At 39.1% G+C, this 15610-nt stretch carries 15 protein-coding genes; 7 read left to right on the forward strand and 8 right to left on the reverse strand.

Going from position 1 to position 15610, the window contains the following annotated elements; all coding sequences use genetic code 11:
- Positions 1 to 2508: an outer membrane beta-barrel family protein gene (locus tag IV512_RS10275; RefSeq protein WP_209403053.1), complete on the forward strand. Its 2508-nt coding sequence runs from the start codon at positions 1 to 3 to the stop codon at positions 2506 to 2508.
- Positions 2509 to 2611: 103 nt separating this feature from the next.
- Here IV512_RS10275 and IV512_RS10280 read toward each other — a convergent pair whose 3' ends face one another.
- Positions 2612 to 2782, reverse strand: coding sequence for a hypothetical protein (locus IV512_RS10280; RefSeq protein WP_209403055.1), 171 nt, complete (start codon positions 2780 to 2782; stop codon positions 2612 to 2614).
- A 170-nt stretch (positions 2783 to 2952) separates the two neighbouring features.
- Between IV512_RS10280 and fumC the strand changes: the two genes are divergently transcribed.
- Entirely contained in the window at positions 2953 to 4350 is a 1398-nt protein-coding gene (gene fumC / locus IV512_RS10285; RefSeq protein ID WP_209403057.1) for a class II fumarate hydratase, read from the forward strand.
- A gap of 72 nt (positions 4351 to 4422) precedes the next feature.
- Here fumC and IV512_RS10290 read toward each other — a convergent pair whose 3' ends face one another.
- Positions 4423 to 5310, reverse strand: coding sequence for a hypothetical protein (locus tag IV512_RS10290; RefSeq protein ID WP_209403059.1), 888 nt, complete (start codon positions 5308 to 5310; stop codon positions 4423 to 4425).
- A gap of 207 nt (positions 5311 to 5517) precedes the next feature.
- On the opposite strand from IV512_RS10290, the gene IV512_RS10295 reads away from it, so the two are divergent.
- The 4 genes from IV512_RS10295 (at position 5518) to IV512_RS10310 (ending at position 7780) form a co-directional block, all read left to right on the forward strand.
- Positions 5518 to 6039, forward strand: coding sequence for a hypothetical protein (locus IV512_RS10295; RefSeq protein WP_209403061.1), 522 nt, complete (start codon positions 5518 to 5520; stop codon positions 6037 to 6039).
- Entirely contained in the window at positions 6036 to 6311 is a 276-nt protein-coding gene (locus tag IV512_RS10300; protein ID WP_209403063.1) for a hypothetical protein, read from the forward strand. The genes IV512_RS10295 and IV512_RS10300 overlap by 4 nt, the downstream gene beginning before the upstream one ends.
- Positions 6312 to 6467: 156 nt before the next feature.
- Positions 6468 to 6980 (forward strand): GNAT family N-acetyltransferase, encoded by a 513-nt coding sequence (locus IV512_RS10305; protein ID WP_209403065.1) that lies wholly within the window; start codon positions 6468 to 6470, stop codon positions 6978 to 6980.
- Positions 6977 to 7780, forward strand: coding sequence for an MBL fold metallo-hydrolase (locus tag IV512_RS10310; protein WP_209403067.1), 804 nt, complete (start codon positions 6977 to 6979; stop codon positions 7778 to 7780). The genes IV512_RS10305 and IV512_RS10310 overlap by 4 nt, the downstream gene beginning before the upstream one ends.
- Before the next feature lie 62 nt (positions 7781 to 7842).
- On the opposite strand, the gene ettA is transcribed toward IV512_RS10310, so the two are convergent.
- The 3 genes from ettA to IV512_RS10325 all read right to left on the reverse strand — a co-directional run bounded on the left by ettA (position 7843) and on the right by IV512_RS10325 (position 10849).
- Positions 7843 to 9534 (reverse strand): energy-dependent translational throttle protein EttA, encoded by a 1692-nt coding sequence (ettA, locus tag IV512_RS10315; RefSeq protein ID WP_209403069.1) that lies wholly within the window; start codon positions 9532 to 9534, stop codon positions 7843 to 7845.
- A 64-nt stretch (positions 9535 to 9598) separates the two neighbouring features.
- Positions 9599 to 9781 carry a CAL67264 family membrane protein gene (locus tag IV512_RS10320; protein WP_100871896.1) on the reverse strand — a complete coding sequence of 61 codons (183 nt, stop codon included), beginning with the start codon at positions 9779 to 9781 and terminating at the stop codon, positions 9599 to 9601.
- Positions 9782 to 9868: 87 nt separating this feature from the next.
- Positions 9869 to 10849: a Gfo/Idh/MocA family protein gene (locus IV512_RS10325; RefSeq protein ID WP_209403070.1), complete on the reverse strand. Its 981-nt coding sequence runs from the start codon at positions 10847 to 10849 to the stop codon at positions 9869 to 9871.
- A 73-nt stretch (positions 10850 to 10922) separates the two neighbouring features.
- Between IV512_RS10325 and IV512_RS10330 the strand changes: the two genes are divergently transcribed.
- Positions 10923 to 12551, forward strand: coding sequence for an acyl-CoA carboxylase subunit beta (locus IV512_RS10330; RefSeq protein WP_209403072.1), 1629 nt, complete (start codon positions 10923 to 10925; stop codon positions 12549 to 12551).
- Positions 12552 to 12563: 12 nt separating this feature from the next.
- Here IV512_RS10330 and IV512_RS10335 read toward each other — a convergent pair whose 3' ends face one another.
- The 3 genes from IV512_RS10335 to IV512_RS10345 are packed head-to-tail and all read right to left on the reverse strand — an operon-like array spanning position 12564 to position 15605.
- Complete coding sequence (locus tag IV512_RS10335; protein WP_209403074.1) at positions 12564 to 13643, reverse strand: AMP-binding protein; 1080 nt, start codon at positions 13641 to 13643, stop codon at positions 12564 to 12566.
- Positions 13615 to 14562, reverse strand: a complete 948-nt coding sequence (locus tag IV512_RS10340; protein ID WP_209403076.1) for a CPBP family intramembrane glutamic endopeptidase — start codon at positions 14560 to 14562, stop codon at positions 13615 to 13617. The genes IV512_RS10335 and IV512_RS10340 overlap by 29 nt, the downstream gene beginning before the upstream one ends.
- Positions 14553 to 15605, reverse strand: coding sequence for an o-succinylbenzoate synthase (locus IV512_RS10345; RefSeq protein WP_209403078.1), 1053 nt, complete (start codon positions 15603 to 15605; stop codon positions 14553 to 14555). Before IV512_RS10345 ends, IV512_RS10340 begins: the two co-directional genes overlap by 10 nt.
- Between the last annotated feature and the right edge of the window lie 5 nt (positions 15606 to 15610).

The following is a 15610-nucleotide window of genomic DNA, read 5'->3' on the forward strand; positions in this document are numbered from 1 at the left end:
ATGAAAAAACTGTTCCTAATCGCCCTTCTAACAATAGCAACGAATATTCACTCACAAAGACCAGAAGGACGCCCCCAAGGAGAAGCAGGTGGCCCAATAACAATAACAGGAACAGTTTTAGACAAAGATACCGGCGATCCCTTAGAATATGCTACCCTAGTATTACAAAGTATGAAAGACCCCGCCAAAATGAGTGGGGGTATCACCGATATCGACGGTAAGTTCTCTGTCGAAGCACCAAGGGGTCGATACAATGCCTCAATCGAATATATCGGCTACAAAACTTTCAAAATTCCTCAAAATACATTCAGTGAATCTATAGATCTAGGCACAATTTCATTAGAAATTTCAGCAGCAGAACTTGAAGGTGTCGAAGTGGTTGGTGAACAAACTACCGTCGAGGTTCGATTAGATAAGAGAATATATAACATAGGTAAAGATATTACCACGAGCGGCGCAACCATTAGCGACGCTCTAAACAATGTTCCTTCCGTTAATGTTGACGTAGAGGGCGCTATTAGTTTAAGAGGTAACGAAAACGTTAGAATTCTTATCAATGGTAAGCCTTCAGCCTTGGCCGGTTTTGGCTCTACCGATGCCTTGCAGCAATTGCCTGCCGATGCCATCGAAAAAGTAGAAGTTATTACTAGCCCGAGTGCGCGCTACGATGCAGAAGGTACGGCCGGTATTTTAAACATTATTCTAAAAAAAGAAAAAACTCTAGGCTTTAATGGCTCTGTGAACACCTACATCGGCTACCCAACCAGTAGTGGTATCACAGCAAATGTGAACCTGCGCACCGATAAGTTCAATATCTTTAATACTACAGGTTTTAGGTATAGAGATGCCCCGGGAAATGCCTTTTTTGACAATACTTATACTTCAGGAACATTTGATCGCGTATTCGAAGACCGAATTTATAATAGAAGAGACAAATCGTTCAACACGAATTTAGGAGCGGAGTATTTTTTAAACGACAAATCCTCAATAACCGCCAGTATTTTCTATAGAAAATCTAAAGATGAAGATGTAACGGAAAACACGAATGAACGCTATATTTCCAATCAATTGAGCAGTAATACCTTTCGCGAAGAGTTGGAAGATGAAGACGATGATAGTTATCAGGTTTCGTTGAATTACGTCAATAATATTAATGATGATGGTCAAAAACTTACGGCCGATTTTCAATATTCGAATTCAGACGAGATCAAAAACACCGGTATTGAAGAACGACAGACATTACCTGGCGACCAGCTTATAGCATTGGAGCGTATTTTTGAGAATGAGGTAGAAAACGAATATTTGATTCAGGCCGATTATGTGCTTCCTTTAGGAGATTCGCAGTTTGAGGCGGGTTACCGAGGTACATTGGAAGAAAGTATTACTGATTATCAACTTGACACCCTAGATCAAGGCACAGGGGTGTTTGTTACAAATGAGAATCTCACCAATAAATTCACCTATGACGAGAATGTGCATGCACTTTACACGCAGTACGGTAATAAGTTTGGCAGTTTCTCTTTTCTCTTAGGACTTCGTTTGGAGAGTACACAGCTGAAAGGGCAATTAGATTCTGATTTTGATACCAGTCAATTAGAAGAAGATTTAGGTGTAGAGGTCGATGTCAATTTTGACAAGAATTATTTAGGCCTATTCCCGACATTGAACCTGATCTATGAGTTGGATGAAGAAGGTATGGAAAGTGTTTCATTGGGCTACAACAGAAGAATCAATCGCCCAAGGGGGTTTTTCATCAACCCATTTCCTTCACGGTCTAGTAGAACGAACATTTTTCAGGGTAATCCTGATTTGAACCCCGCATTTTCGAACACATTTGATTTGGGCTATTTAAAACGATGGAAGAAATTAACACTGACTTCATCTATTTACTACCAAAGGGAAACCGATAGCTTCGAAAGAGTACAACAAGAGACGGGCCAGACGACAACTGACGGAATCGATATCATTCGTACTTTACCGATTAATCTATCTACAGAGAACAGGTATGGAGCTGAAGCTGGCGTTCTGTACAACCCTGCCAAATGGTTACGATTGAACAGTAGCTTCAATATCTTCAAATTTGAAAAAGAAGGATTTTATGATGGGGTAGATTACGGAGCTGACAATACCAGTTGGTTTGCAAGATTTAGTTCAAAGGTTTCTTTACCCAAGAAAATAGAATGGCAAACTAACGCTTTTTATAGAGGCCCTAGTCAAAACTCTCAAACTGAAAGTGAAGGACTTTTTGGAATCAACATGGCCTTTAGTAAAGATATCATGAAAGATAATGGTACCATTTCGTTGAACGTTAATGACCTATTAAACTCATATAAACGCCGTTCGTACACAGAAACGGAATTTTTTACTTCACGCAGTGAATTTCAATGGAGACAACGCTCATTCAGGCTTTCATTCGTATATAGATTCAACCAGCCGAAAGAACGTAATAGAAGTGGCCGAGGCAATGGTAATGATGATGGCGGTGGCGATGATGATATAGAAGGATAATCGATTTGTTCAGCGCGAACAACTAAAACAAAGCAAACGAACAAAAAAAGGGAACGTAAAATAACGTTCCCTTTTTTTGTTCTATAATTTTAACGCAATTAAACTAAGCGTTACGTTTTGCTTTTTTCTTTTCCCTGCGTTCTTTAAGCAGTTCAATAATATTTCCTCCCAACCAATAAGGCACAACGAAGGTCAATAAAAAAATCATCAACCAAAAACCGATGGTCAAGATGGTCAAAAAGGCTAAAAATCCGAGGTACTGATCAAATTCCATTTAAAAAATTTTGCTTTACAAAGATACTTGAGAAAAGATGAAAATTGCAAATGGAAATCAAAAAAAATACAATCGGTACCAAAATCTAAATTTTCAAGTACCTCCAATGGAAATAATTACACTAAACCCTACCTTTGTTACTGCAGTTTCATTAACGAAATATAATCATCATGAGTTTCAGAATAGAAAAAGACACAATGGGGCAGGTTGAAGTACCTGCTGACAAATATTGGGGCGCACAGACCGAACGCTCTAGAAACAACTTCAAAATAGGCGCGTCGGCCTCGATGCCTTTAGATGTGGTCTATGGCTTCGCTTATTTAAAGAAAGCAGCGGCCTACACCAACCATGAACTAAATGTGTTATCTGAAGAGAAAAGAGATTTAATCGCTCAAGTATGTGATGAAATTCTTGAAGGCAAGCACGATGACCAATTTCCTTTGGTGATTTGGCAAACGGGATCAGGTACCCAGAGCAATATGAACGTAAACGAGGTGGTGGCCAATCGCGCTCATGAATTGGCTGGTAAAAAAATCGGGGAAGGAGAAAAGACCATTCAACCTAATGACGATGTGAACAAATCGCAATCTTCGAACGACACCTTTCCTACGGGAATGCATATCGCGGCCTATAAGAAAATCGTAGAAACAACTATTCCCGGCATTGAGCAATTAAGAAATACGCTTTCAAAGAAAGCCAAAGAATTCGCTAATGTGGTTAAAATTGGTAGAACCCATTTGATGGATGCCACTCCCCTAACCCTTGGGCAAGAGTTTTCTGGTTATGTTTCTCAATTAGACCATGGTCTCAAAGCTTTAAAAAACACACTCGAACACTTAAGGGAATTAGCGTTGGGTGGCACAGCTGTAGGCACCGGACTAAATACGCCTAAGGGGTATGATGTTCTAGTAGCTAAATATATTGCCGAATTTACAGGTCTTCCCTTCATAACTGCAGAAAACAAATTTGAAGCTTTGGCGGCTCACGATGCAATCGTCGAAAGTCATGGAGCCTTAAAGCAATTGGCAGTTTCACTGAATAAAATTGCGAACGATATTCGAATGATGGCATCAGGGCCTCGATCAGGTATTGGCGAAATCATTATTCCTGCGAATGAACCAGGTAGCTCTATTATGCCCGGTAAGGTCAACCCTACCCAATGTGAAGCTCTAACAATGGTCTGTGCCCAAGTAATGGGCAACGATGTGGCCATATCAGTAGGTGGTACTCAAGGTCACTACGAACTAAATGTATTCAAACCGATGATGGCAGCCAATATTTTGCAGTCTGCTGAACTTATCGGCGATGCTTGTATAAGTTTCGATGTCAATTGCGCGTCGGGTATTGCGCCTAACCATGAAGTAATCAAACAATTACTCAACAATTCTTTAATGTTGGTAACAGCACTTAATACTAAAATTGGATATTATAAGGCTGCGGAAATAGCCAATACTGCCCATAAAAATGGTACCACCCTAAAAGAGGAAGCTATTAACCTTGGTTATGTTACTTCAGAAGAATACGATGAGTGGGTCAAGCCCGAAGATATGGTCGGTAGTATGAAGTAGAATCTTAAAATTCTTGCAATAAAAAAAGGGCAATCATATGATTGCCCTTTCTGTTTTAATGGATAGTGTGTGTTATTTTAAAGCGAACTTAGATGTACCTAACAGTTTTAATCTGTCGTCATAAACATTCACCATATAATTACCTTCTTGAAAATCGCCCGCTGGCTTGCTGATATAATCACAAACATCAAGAGATTTATTCTCGTAATAAAAACTGGTTCCCTTGCTATAGGTTATAGATGATCCAGAATCGTTCGACTTAGAGTAACTCTCGCCAAGAATGTTACCCTGTGGATCAAGAACCTCGATAAAAAATTCTCTGTCACCAGCTTCAGAAATAACATTGTCAGCTACGGTAAAGCAAATCTTGAATTTATCGGTTCTCTTTGCTCTTGAAGTAGACACCATCTTTCCGCTGTTTCGCTCTCTAACGGCATCAACATTGAATTTAGATAAGTTCAAGGCCGAACCTTTCTCAACAACATCGGCCAACTGGGTGTTCTGTACAACCAACGAATCGTTGAAAACAGTCTGCTTCTCTAATTCAGAGTATGTACTATCACGCTGCATAGCGATAAAAGTGTTGCTCTTAGTAAGCGAATCAACTTGTTGTAGCAATTGTTCTCTTTCTTTCTTCAACACACCTACTTGTCGTCTATATCGAGAAAGAGAGGTAATATCAGCTTTCATGTTCTTCACAGAATCAATGTATTTAGCGATATTATCCCGTGCGGTAACCAATTCTTCATTTGTAGCGTTACTTTCTAAAATAGCTTTGTCGTATTCTGACTTCAAACTATTCAAATCTTCAACTACCAACTGCTTCTCATCTGATAGAACGGCCTCATTCTTCTTTTTCTCTTGGTAAAGACTAACCGTATAAATAATGGTACCGAGCAGTACTACAGCCAAAAGGCCAGCAAGTACCTTTAATCCGTTATTACTTTTTGTTTCAGTCATAATGTTTAAATTAATTTCTTTAAAGATGTTTGTTTGTATCGTTCTATATACGTTAAGATTTTATTTTTAGATTATTTAATAGAAAAAAATGAAAGATTAACCTTATTAAGAGCATTCAAAATTCTAACTTTAGGTAAATATCATTCCATATTCGAAAAACAGCTCATTTCAAAGTAAAGAATCTAAATATTGCTGAGTTATTTAAGATTGTTCCAGGTATTACTTTTGTTCACATTGTCCATAGGCTTTAGCCAAGAAAGACCGATTGTGTTAAATGGCCAGGCTAAAAGTTTTCAAAACGATGTTTCCAATATATTGGTCGTAAACCTAAATTCTAAAGAATCTACGATTACCGATTCTCTTGGGTTGTTTTCCATTAAAGCCAAATTGCGAGATTCACTTCAGTTCAGTGCAGTTCAGTTTCTAAAAGAGACCATAGTTATTACCGATTCAATTCTTCACAAAAAATCGATTATAGTATATCTCTCAGAAAACATAATAAATTTAAACGAAGTCACTGTAATGCCCTATAACCTAACAGGAAATATTGATTCGGATATTGATCGGTTGAATTACAGGCCCGTTGTTACTTCCTCGACTTTAGGGCTACCTCATGCAGATGTCGAAAAATTGACCCAAAGTGAGCGATTGCTTTTAGAAGCCGATAGAGGAAAATACGTCCGTTATTATGTAACGAGCATTGTCATTAACACACACACAAAATTTTGAATCGAATCTCTGGTAGAACCCAAACATTTGAAGAAATGGTCGCCCGTGATATTGACATGGAAATGGAAAAAGAAATTATTTCTAAATTTTCAAAGAAGACCTTGTCAGCTGATTTCGATATACCTGAATCAAGTATCGATGCATTTCTCACCTTCTGTATGGCTCAACACGATTTTTCAAAATTGACGGAGACAGAAAACATGATGGAGGTTTGGAATTATCTACAGGACAAAAGTATCGAGTTCAAGGCAACGAACCTGCCACAGGAATAAGATGACTAAATCTTTAATGTTAGCTAGATGATAATCAAAAGGATTACGTATTTTTAATTAGTGTCAAGAAATAATCTTATTTGCAAGAAAATTTAAGATACGATACTACAATAATTAAACTTTTACTCGATAATCTAGACCAAGTTAAAATTTTCTATGTCACTGGAAATTGTACCATATACATCTTTATTTGCTACTTCTTTCAAGAATTTGAACCTAGAGTGGATAAATACTTATTTTCAAGTAGAACCAAAAGATGTCGAAGTATTTGAAAACTGTGAAGAGGCTATTATAAATCAAGGAGGCCATATTTTCTTGGCCAAATATGGTGGGCAAATAGCTGGGTGTTTTGCCTTTATTCCTTTTGACAAAGATTCTTATGAGTTAGGAAAAATGGCCGTAGCCCCTAATTTTAGAGGAAAGAAAATCGGACAGGCCCTGCTCACTTTCGCAATCAATTTCGCTAAAGAGAATCAGTGGTCGAATATTGTACTCTACTCCAACACCAAATTAAATAATGCCCTACATATCTATAGAAAAAATGGTTTTATTGAAATACCTATGGAGCCGGAAACGGTTTATAAAAGAAGTAACATAAAAATGATTTTAGATTTGAACGCACAAACCAACTCTTTAGAAACGAACACCATAATTAAAAAGACACTATGAGACAATCATTAATTTTTACGCTAAGTTGTTTAATCTTTTTTTCCGCTTGCAAGGAAACGAAAAAAGAAAAATCTTCTGATACCATTTCCGAAGACGTTGCCGTTAAAGGAAATATACCGGAGAATTCTGACGAACTGAAGATAAAACCTATCGAACATGCCACTGCGGTTCTTGAATGGGGAGACACTACCATTTATATCGACCCTGTAGGAGGCTTAGAAGCTTTTGAAGGTCAAAACAAACCCGACCTCATATTGGTTACCGATATTCATGGCGACCACTTTAGTGTAGAAACCTTAGAATCTCTAGATACTGAAAAGGCAAAAATTATGATGCCACAAGCCGTTGCAGATAAAATGCCTGAAAAATTCACTCCACAAATTGATGTATTGAACAATGGAGATTCTAAAGAGCGATTTGGAATTATGGTAGAGGCCATACCCATGTACAACCTTCGAGAAGAAGCAAAACAGTTTCATGAAAAAGGTAGAGGTAACGGTTATATATTAAATGTTGGTGATGAAAGAATTTACTTTTCTGGCGATACCGAAGACATACCTGAAATGCGCAATCTTAAAAATATCGACAAGGCATTTGTCTGTATGAATTTGCCCTATACCATGACACCTGAAAGTGCAGCCGATGGGGTGTTAGAATTTAAGCCAAAACAAGTATACCCCTATCACTATCGCGGTAAGCCTGATGTAAGTGATGTTAATAAGTTTACAGCCATCGTAAATGCAGGAAATAAAGAAATTGAGGTAGTACAGTTAGACTGGTACCCTAATGAAGAATACTAACTAAAAAGCCGTGCTGAAATTAGTTTTTTTCAGCACGGCTCTTTCTTTTTTGTAAGTTGCTCTTAACGAATAAGCTTCTTGTATTTTATTCTTTTCGGCATGATATCGGCACCAAGTCGCTTCTTTTTATTCTCTTCATAATCTGAAAAAGAACCTTCAAAGAAATAAACCTGAGAATCGCCTTCGAATGCTAAAATATGAGTACAGATACGATCTAAAAACCATCTGTCGTGAGAAATGACAACCGCACAACCGGCAAAATTCTCAAGACCCTCTTCTAAAGCCCTCAACGTGTTAACGTCCAAATCATTAGTTGGCTCATCTAAAAGCAACACATTACCTTCTTCTTTGAGGGTCATTGCCAAATGCAGCCTGTTGCGTTCACCACCAGAAAGCATATTCACCTTCTTGTTCTGTTCGCTTCCAGAAAAATTGAATCTACTTAAATAGGCCCTAGAATTTACTTGTCGCCCGCCCATCATAACAAGCTCTTGTTCATCACTGAAATTCTGCCAAATGGTTTTTTCAGGATCTATGTTTGAATGGCTTTGGTCGACGTAAGCAATTTTAGCAGTTTCACCCACTTCAAAATTACCTTTATCGGGCTGTTCCTCGCCCATAACCATTCTGAAAATTGTTGTCTTACCGGCCCCGTTCGGTCCAATTACGCCAACTATACCTGCCTGCGGAAGTTTAAAGTTCAAATCTTCATAAAGCAACTTATCGCCATACGCCTTGCTGACCCCTGTGGCTTCTAGAACATTTGTACCCAAACGTGGGCCGTTCGGTATATAAATTTCCAACTTTTCGTCAAGCTGTTTTTGGTCTTGACTCATCAGCTTATCGTAATTCTTTAATCGAGCCTTTTGTTTCGTCTGCCGACCTTTTGGCCCTTGACGTACCCATTCTAGCTCACGCTCTAAAGTTTTTTGTCTTTTCGAAGCGCTTTTACTCTCTTGTGCCAAGCGTTTGGCTTTTTGGTCTAACCAACTGGAATAGTTACCTTTCCACGGTATACCTTCTCCTCGGTCTAGCTCTAAAATCCATCCTGCAACATTATCCAAGAAATAACGGTCGTGGGTTACTGCGATTACGGTACCCTTATATTGGGCCAAATGGTGCTCTAACCAATGTACCGACTCTGCATCTAGGTGGTTGGTAGGCTCATCGAGCAATAAGATTTCAGGCTCTTGTAATAAAAGTCTGCACAGGGCTACACGTCTTCTTTCTCCCCCAGAAAGCACTCCGATTTTTTTATCTGCGTCTGGGGTTCGAAGTGCATCCATCGCAATCTCGAGTTTGGTATCAAGTTCCCATGCGTTCGAAGCATCTATTTGGTCTTGAAGCTGCGCCTGCTTATCCATCAACTTTTGCATCTTATCGGCATCTTCATAGACTTCAGGTAGACCGAACATATCGTTGATTTTATTGTACTCGTCAAGTATAGCGACAGTTTCACCCACACCTTCTTTTACAATTTCAAGAACGGTCTTGTTTTCATCTAATTTTGGTTCTTGTTCTAGATATCCTACCCGGTAACCTGATGAAAAAACCACATCGCCCTGATAATTCTTATCAACCCCTGCGATAATTTTAAGTAGGGTCGATTTACCAGATCCATTAAGCCCCAAAATACCTATTTTGGCACCATAGAAAAAGCTTAGATATATGTTCTTTAATACCGGGGTATTGGCATTTTTATATGTTTTGGTCACCCCGGACATTGAGAAAATTACTTTCTTATCGTCGGACATTGTTCAATTTATTGAAAGTTGCTAAATTTTAATATTGATAATCTAAAGTGCGAAAAGTATTTTATTAAACCCGCCCTTTTAAAGCATTGAAGACCCATGCAATCGCAAAAAATCCGATTCCGACCGAGCCAAAACCCCATCCTGCAACCTCTTCATAACGGAAAGCGCCCAAAGCAATCAAGGCGAGACCAACGATAATCATGATAAAGGTGGCCCAAGCCAATACGGTATTTTTATTCATTCCCATAATATTCAGTGACAATTAAAGATAACTGCAAATATCGTAATTTTAAAGTAAAATGTTAATTCAATCTATTTTTTGAATAACTCCATTTTACTCAAAAGGAAAGGTTGTATCGGTCAAACTACGTACTTCGTCTAATAAATTCACCAAATCAAGACTGTTTTGTAGGCTCCATTTATCACTTTGCAACAAACCTGAATTCAAACACTCATGAACCTCTTCTATCTCATGGGAGTAACCAATTCCTTTAGTGGGTAAATCAAAACTTTTTTCGTCTCCATCAAGTTCGGCAATGTACCCCTGCGTTTCATGCCAGCGCTCCTGTAGATACAGAGAACCTTCGCTACCTCCAATTTCTGCTTTCATAGATATCTTTGACCGCAAACCGCTACTTAACAGAGCTTGGGCATAAGGGTAATCGAAAATCATCGAAGTCTGAGCCTCTATCCCTGTTGAATGAAACTTTGAAATGGCCTCTATTCTATCGGGTTTTCCTAAAATCAGATAAGCTAAGAAAATAGGGTAAATTCCTATATCCAGTAAAGAGCCACCTGCTAAATCTGGGTTCAATAGTCTACTGTCTTCATCCCTGTCCAAAGCGTAAAATCCGAAATTCGCATTAAGAAAAGCTACTTCTCCGATGATACCTTCATCAACCATCTGTTTTACCTTAAGTATAGATGGGTTAAATCGACTCCATAAGGCTTCCATTAGAAATACCTCATTTTTTTTGGCCGCAGAAACCATCATTTTAACTTGGTCGGCATCTATACCCATCGGCTTCTCACAAAGAACATGCTTTCCGTGGTTCATGGCCTCTATAGAAAGTTCACAATGTGAGGTATGCGGTGTTGCAATATAGAGTACATCTACGGTATCGGCCTCAAAAATTTCTTGGTATGAACCGTAACTATGCGCTGCGCCATACTCATCGGCAAATTCTCTTGCCCTATCTAGACTTCGTGACGCTACAGCGGTCAACTCGCCACCTTCGACCAACTTCAAATCTTGTGCAAAACTTTGTGCAATTCTACCCGGGCCAACAATACCCCATCTTATTTTTTCTGCCATAACTGATTCTTGATTTTCCCAAATGTAATGAATTTTACTCCTTATCTTTAGCATTCAAAACGTATGCATTTGTATGGACCTCAAATTCAACAAGAACGAAGATCACAATAAATTACTCTTATCAGAGCTGAAAAGAAAATTGGCTAAAACCATGCTAGGTGGCGGAAAATATCGAATCGAAAAGCAGCATGAAAAGGGAAAAATGACCGCAAGGGAAAGAATTGATTTTCTACTCGATAACGATAGCAAGAGTATAGAAATAGGTGCTTTTGCCGGTGAAAACATGTACGAAGAACATGGTGGCTGCCCTTCTGGTGGCGTTGTCATAAAAATAGGATATGTTTCGGGCAAGCAATGTATCGTAGTCGCCAATGACGCAACTGTAAAGGCCGGAGCCTGGTTTCCTATTACGGGAAAGAAAAATTTAAGAGCGCAGGAAATAGCTATCGAAAACCGATTACCAATTATTTATTTAGTCGATAGTGCCGGAGTTTACCTACCCCTTCAAGATGAGATTTTTCCTGATAAGGAACATTTCGGGCGTATATTCAGAAATAACGCGGTGATGAGTAGTATGGGCATCACCCAAATTGCCGCCGTAATGGGTAGTTGTGTTGCAGGAGGTGCCTATTTGCCAATTATGAGCGACGAGGCGTTAATAGTTGACAAAACCGGAAGTATTTTTCTTGCCGGAAGCTATTTGGTCAAAGCTGCCATCGGTGAGAGTATCGATAATGAAACGCTCGGAGGTGCTACGACCCACTGTGAGATAAGCGGTGTAACGGACTATAAGGCCAAAGACGATGCCGAAGCACTAAACACCATAAAAAACATTATAGACAAAATCGGTGATTTTGATAAAGCCGGTTTTAATAGAAAGGATTCGAAGAAACCAAAGGAAAACCCAGATGATATTTATGGCATACTACCTTCTTCGAGAACGGATCAATACGATATGCTCGAAATAATTAAAAGGCTTGTCGATAATTCTGAATTTGAAGAATATAAAGAGGGGTACGGAAAAACTATTTTGACAGGTTACGCCCGTATCGATGGTTGGGCCGTGGGTATCGTTGCCAACCAACGTAAGGTGGTTAAAACCCAAAAAGGGGAAATGCAATTTGGCGGAGTCATTTATTCCGATTCTGCCGATAAGGCCACCCGGTTTATAGCCAACTGTAACCAGAAGAAAATACCCTTGGTTTTTTTACAGGATGTCACCGGCTTTATGGTAGGCAGCAAGAGTGAACATGGTGGTATCATAAAAGATGGCGCTAAAATGGTGAATGCCGTAAGCAATTCTGTAGTACCGAAATTTACGATAATACTCGGTAATAGCTATGGCGCCGGAAATTATGCCATGTGCGGTAAGGCTTATGACCCTAGATTAATTGCCGCATGGCCCAGTGCAGAACTCGCTGTTATGAGCGGTAATTCGGCCGCAAAAGTATTGCTACAGATAGAAAAAGCCTCGTTAAAGAAGAAAGGGGAAACAATTACAGAAAAGAAAGAAGCCGAACTTTTTAATAAAATCAAGGATCGATACGACAATCAGGTATCTGCGTACTACGCGGCAGCACGCCTTTGGACGGATGCCGTAATCGACCCGCTAGACACTAGAAAATGGATATCGATGGGCATCGAAGCCGCAGACCACTCCCCCATCACAAAAGATTTTAATATGGGAGTGATTCAGGTTTAATGCCTAAATGTATTATTTGACCTGTTCTAAAGTCTTTTTTCTTTGAACTTTACCGCTATCCGTTTCTTTGAACTTTGGCACTGTGAAGATTTGCTTAGGTACTTCATACTTATCAAGTGAAGTCAGTTGTTTTATTTTTTCTAGCAATTGATCTGTAGCCGTATTACCCTCAACGACCAAGACTAGTTTTTGACCCAAAATATCATCGGGCAGCCCCGCAACAAAAAATCGGGCTTTGATAGTTTCGTGAAGTTTATGTTCTATTTGTTCCGGAAATAATTTCACACCCCCAGAATTGATGACATTGTCATATCGACCCAACCATTCAAATTCTGTATTCGAGACAATTCTTACGATATCGTTCGTGCTAATTATATCATCGCTTACCAACGGTGCATCAATGACAAGACAATCCCTTTCATCTGTATTTATGGCCACACCCGGTAAGGTCTTAAAAACTATATTTTCAGTTTCAACCGGATGAACCTTTTTCACGGCGATATGGGTAATTGTTTCCGTCATACCATAAGTTTCAAAAATTTCGGTTTTCAAACCTCGATCTTTGATTTTGGTTTTCAACTCTTGATTCATCGGAGAACCGCCCACAATGAGCTTTTTTATATTTTTTAGCTCGTCTAAAGAGTTAGCTACCTGCAGCGGAACCATCGCACAGAAATCATGGGATTCAAACTCTTTGCCTATAGGCTTTGAAGTAGGGCTTACATAGTCTAATTCAAGCCCTAAGACCATAGCTCGCACTAACATCATTTTTCCGGCAATATAATCGGCCGATAAACATAGCAACGCGGTATTTCCTTCTTTAAGATTAAAAAAATCACCTGTGGCCTTTGTCGAATTCAACATTTTCTCCTTCTCTAAAACAATTGTCTTTGGTGCTCCAGTAGATCCAGAGGTTTGAACTGTTAGCGTCAATTTATCGTTCAGCCAATCGAGCAAAAAATCACCGATAGCTATTTCATAAACCTCTCCTTCCTTAACCAAAGAGTAAGCTATTTCTTTTAACTCCTCTAAATTATAGCTGCTTCCTTGAAGTCGAAATCGATTATGCAAGGTCTTGTGTGGGTGCGTCATTTGATTTTATCGCTGAGAATTCTTGTTTAGACATTACTTTTCCGGTAAGTTTCTCCTTCCAATTTTTCCATCCATATTTTCGTGAAAATATGAACAAAACGATGGGGAAAATAACAAAAACAGGAATGGCAGCGTCCCACCCTAAACTTGGTTCAGAAATGTCTCTGTAAATCGAATTTGTTTGAAAGGCTGTCCAATCTGCAGTTACCAAAAGCGCTGTGACCATATTATTGGCAGCATGAAAACCTAAAGCAAGTTCTAAGCCCTCATCCATAAGTGTTAAAATTCCTAAGAAAAAACCAGTACCGATATAGTAAACCATGATACCGTATCCCAGCTTACCCACTTCAGGGTTGCCCAAGTGCATAAGGCCGAAGAGTACCGAGGTAATCACCAATGGCACCCAACGGTTCTTGGCCATGATACCGATACCCTGCATCATATGGCCCCTGAACAAGTACTCTTCAAAACTGGTCTGTAACGGAATTAAGAGTATAGCTATAACCGCCAACCATAAAAAAGGAATAAGTTCAAAATTAAACACAAAATTATCAGGTTCTACAACCACCCAAAACAGTGTCATTGCTACGATAATACCGCCCCAAAGAAGAAAAGAAAAGAAAACTCGCTTCCAGTCGATCTTTCGCCTGCTTGTGGTCAAAGAAGTTATCGATTGTCGATGAATCAACTTCGTCCACCCTAAAACCAGAAATAAACATACCGCCAAGGGTGCAAGTAAGATTATCAAAACAACATTAGACCCAAAATTCTCTATAAGATTTTGCATTACTTCTTCGACCGGAACGGGAGACATTAAGGTCGAAATATAATTGAAGACCATCAGAGCTATAAAGCCCAAGGGCACTACACAATACTTCCACAAACCTATTTCACCCTTATACCCCTGTTCTATATACATAGTTCTTCCATTAAGTTAGTTTTCCAGTTTTTGTTATTTCTATATAAGAGTTTTCCATTTGAAACAGATAATGGGCTTTCTAAATTATTGGTGAAAAGTGCACCTGTACCAAGACCTTGGGGCATATCGTTATTTAAGGTAAATGTCCATTGTGCGATGGCGTTCAGCCCAATATTACTCTCTAATGCACTGGTAATCCACCAATCGATATTCATGCTTTCGGCCAAGTCGATCCACTCTTTGCTACCTACGTAACCACCTACCAAACTTGGCTTTAAAATTATATACTGCGGTTTTATGGTTTGTAACAGTTCTCGTTTGTTCGTTACATCAAAAACCCCAATTAATTCTTCATCTAGAGCAATGGGCACCGGTGTTACCTCGCACAGGTTCTTCATTTCTAAAATGTTACCCTGCCTTATAGGTTGTTCTATAGAATGTAAATCATATCTGGCCAGTACTTTCAGCTTATCAAGTGCCGTTTCTGTTCTAAATGCACCATTCGCATCGACCCTCAACTCTATTTCTGTTTTTGAAAATTTCTTGCGGATGGACTCCAACAAAGCGATTTCAGACTCAAAATCGATGGCTCCTATCTTCATTTTTATACATTGAAACCCTTCTTCAAGCTTTTGGGAAATCTGTTCATGCATAAAAGTCTCATCGCCCATCCAAACCAAGCCATTTATTGGTATGGGGCTTTGATCTCTGGTAAAGTCAGACTCAAAAAGTTCAAACGGATTTTCAGAACGAAGAGATAAAAAAGCCTGTTCGAGACCAAATTGAATACTCGGGTACTCTTTCAATTGCCTCAACAGTATCCTTTCACCCAAATCGAGATGATTACATACCCAATCTAGCTTCTGTTCATAATCAGGAACATCATCAATACTCAAACCTTTTAAAAGTCCACACTCGCCTATACCATATTTTCCTTCATGATGGAATATGAGAAACCAAGTTTCCTTTTGGGTCAAGACCCCACGCGACGTACCACTAGGGCGTTTAAAGTTTAAAGTATACTTTTTGTACTTGGCATCCATAGAAT

The organism is Pseudozobellia sp. WGM2 (assembly GCF_017810075.1).
In the GTDB taxonomy this organism is placed as follows: domain Bacteria; phylum Bacteroidota; class Bacteroidia; order Flavobacteriales; family Flavobacteriaceae; genus JADNYK01.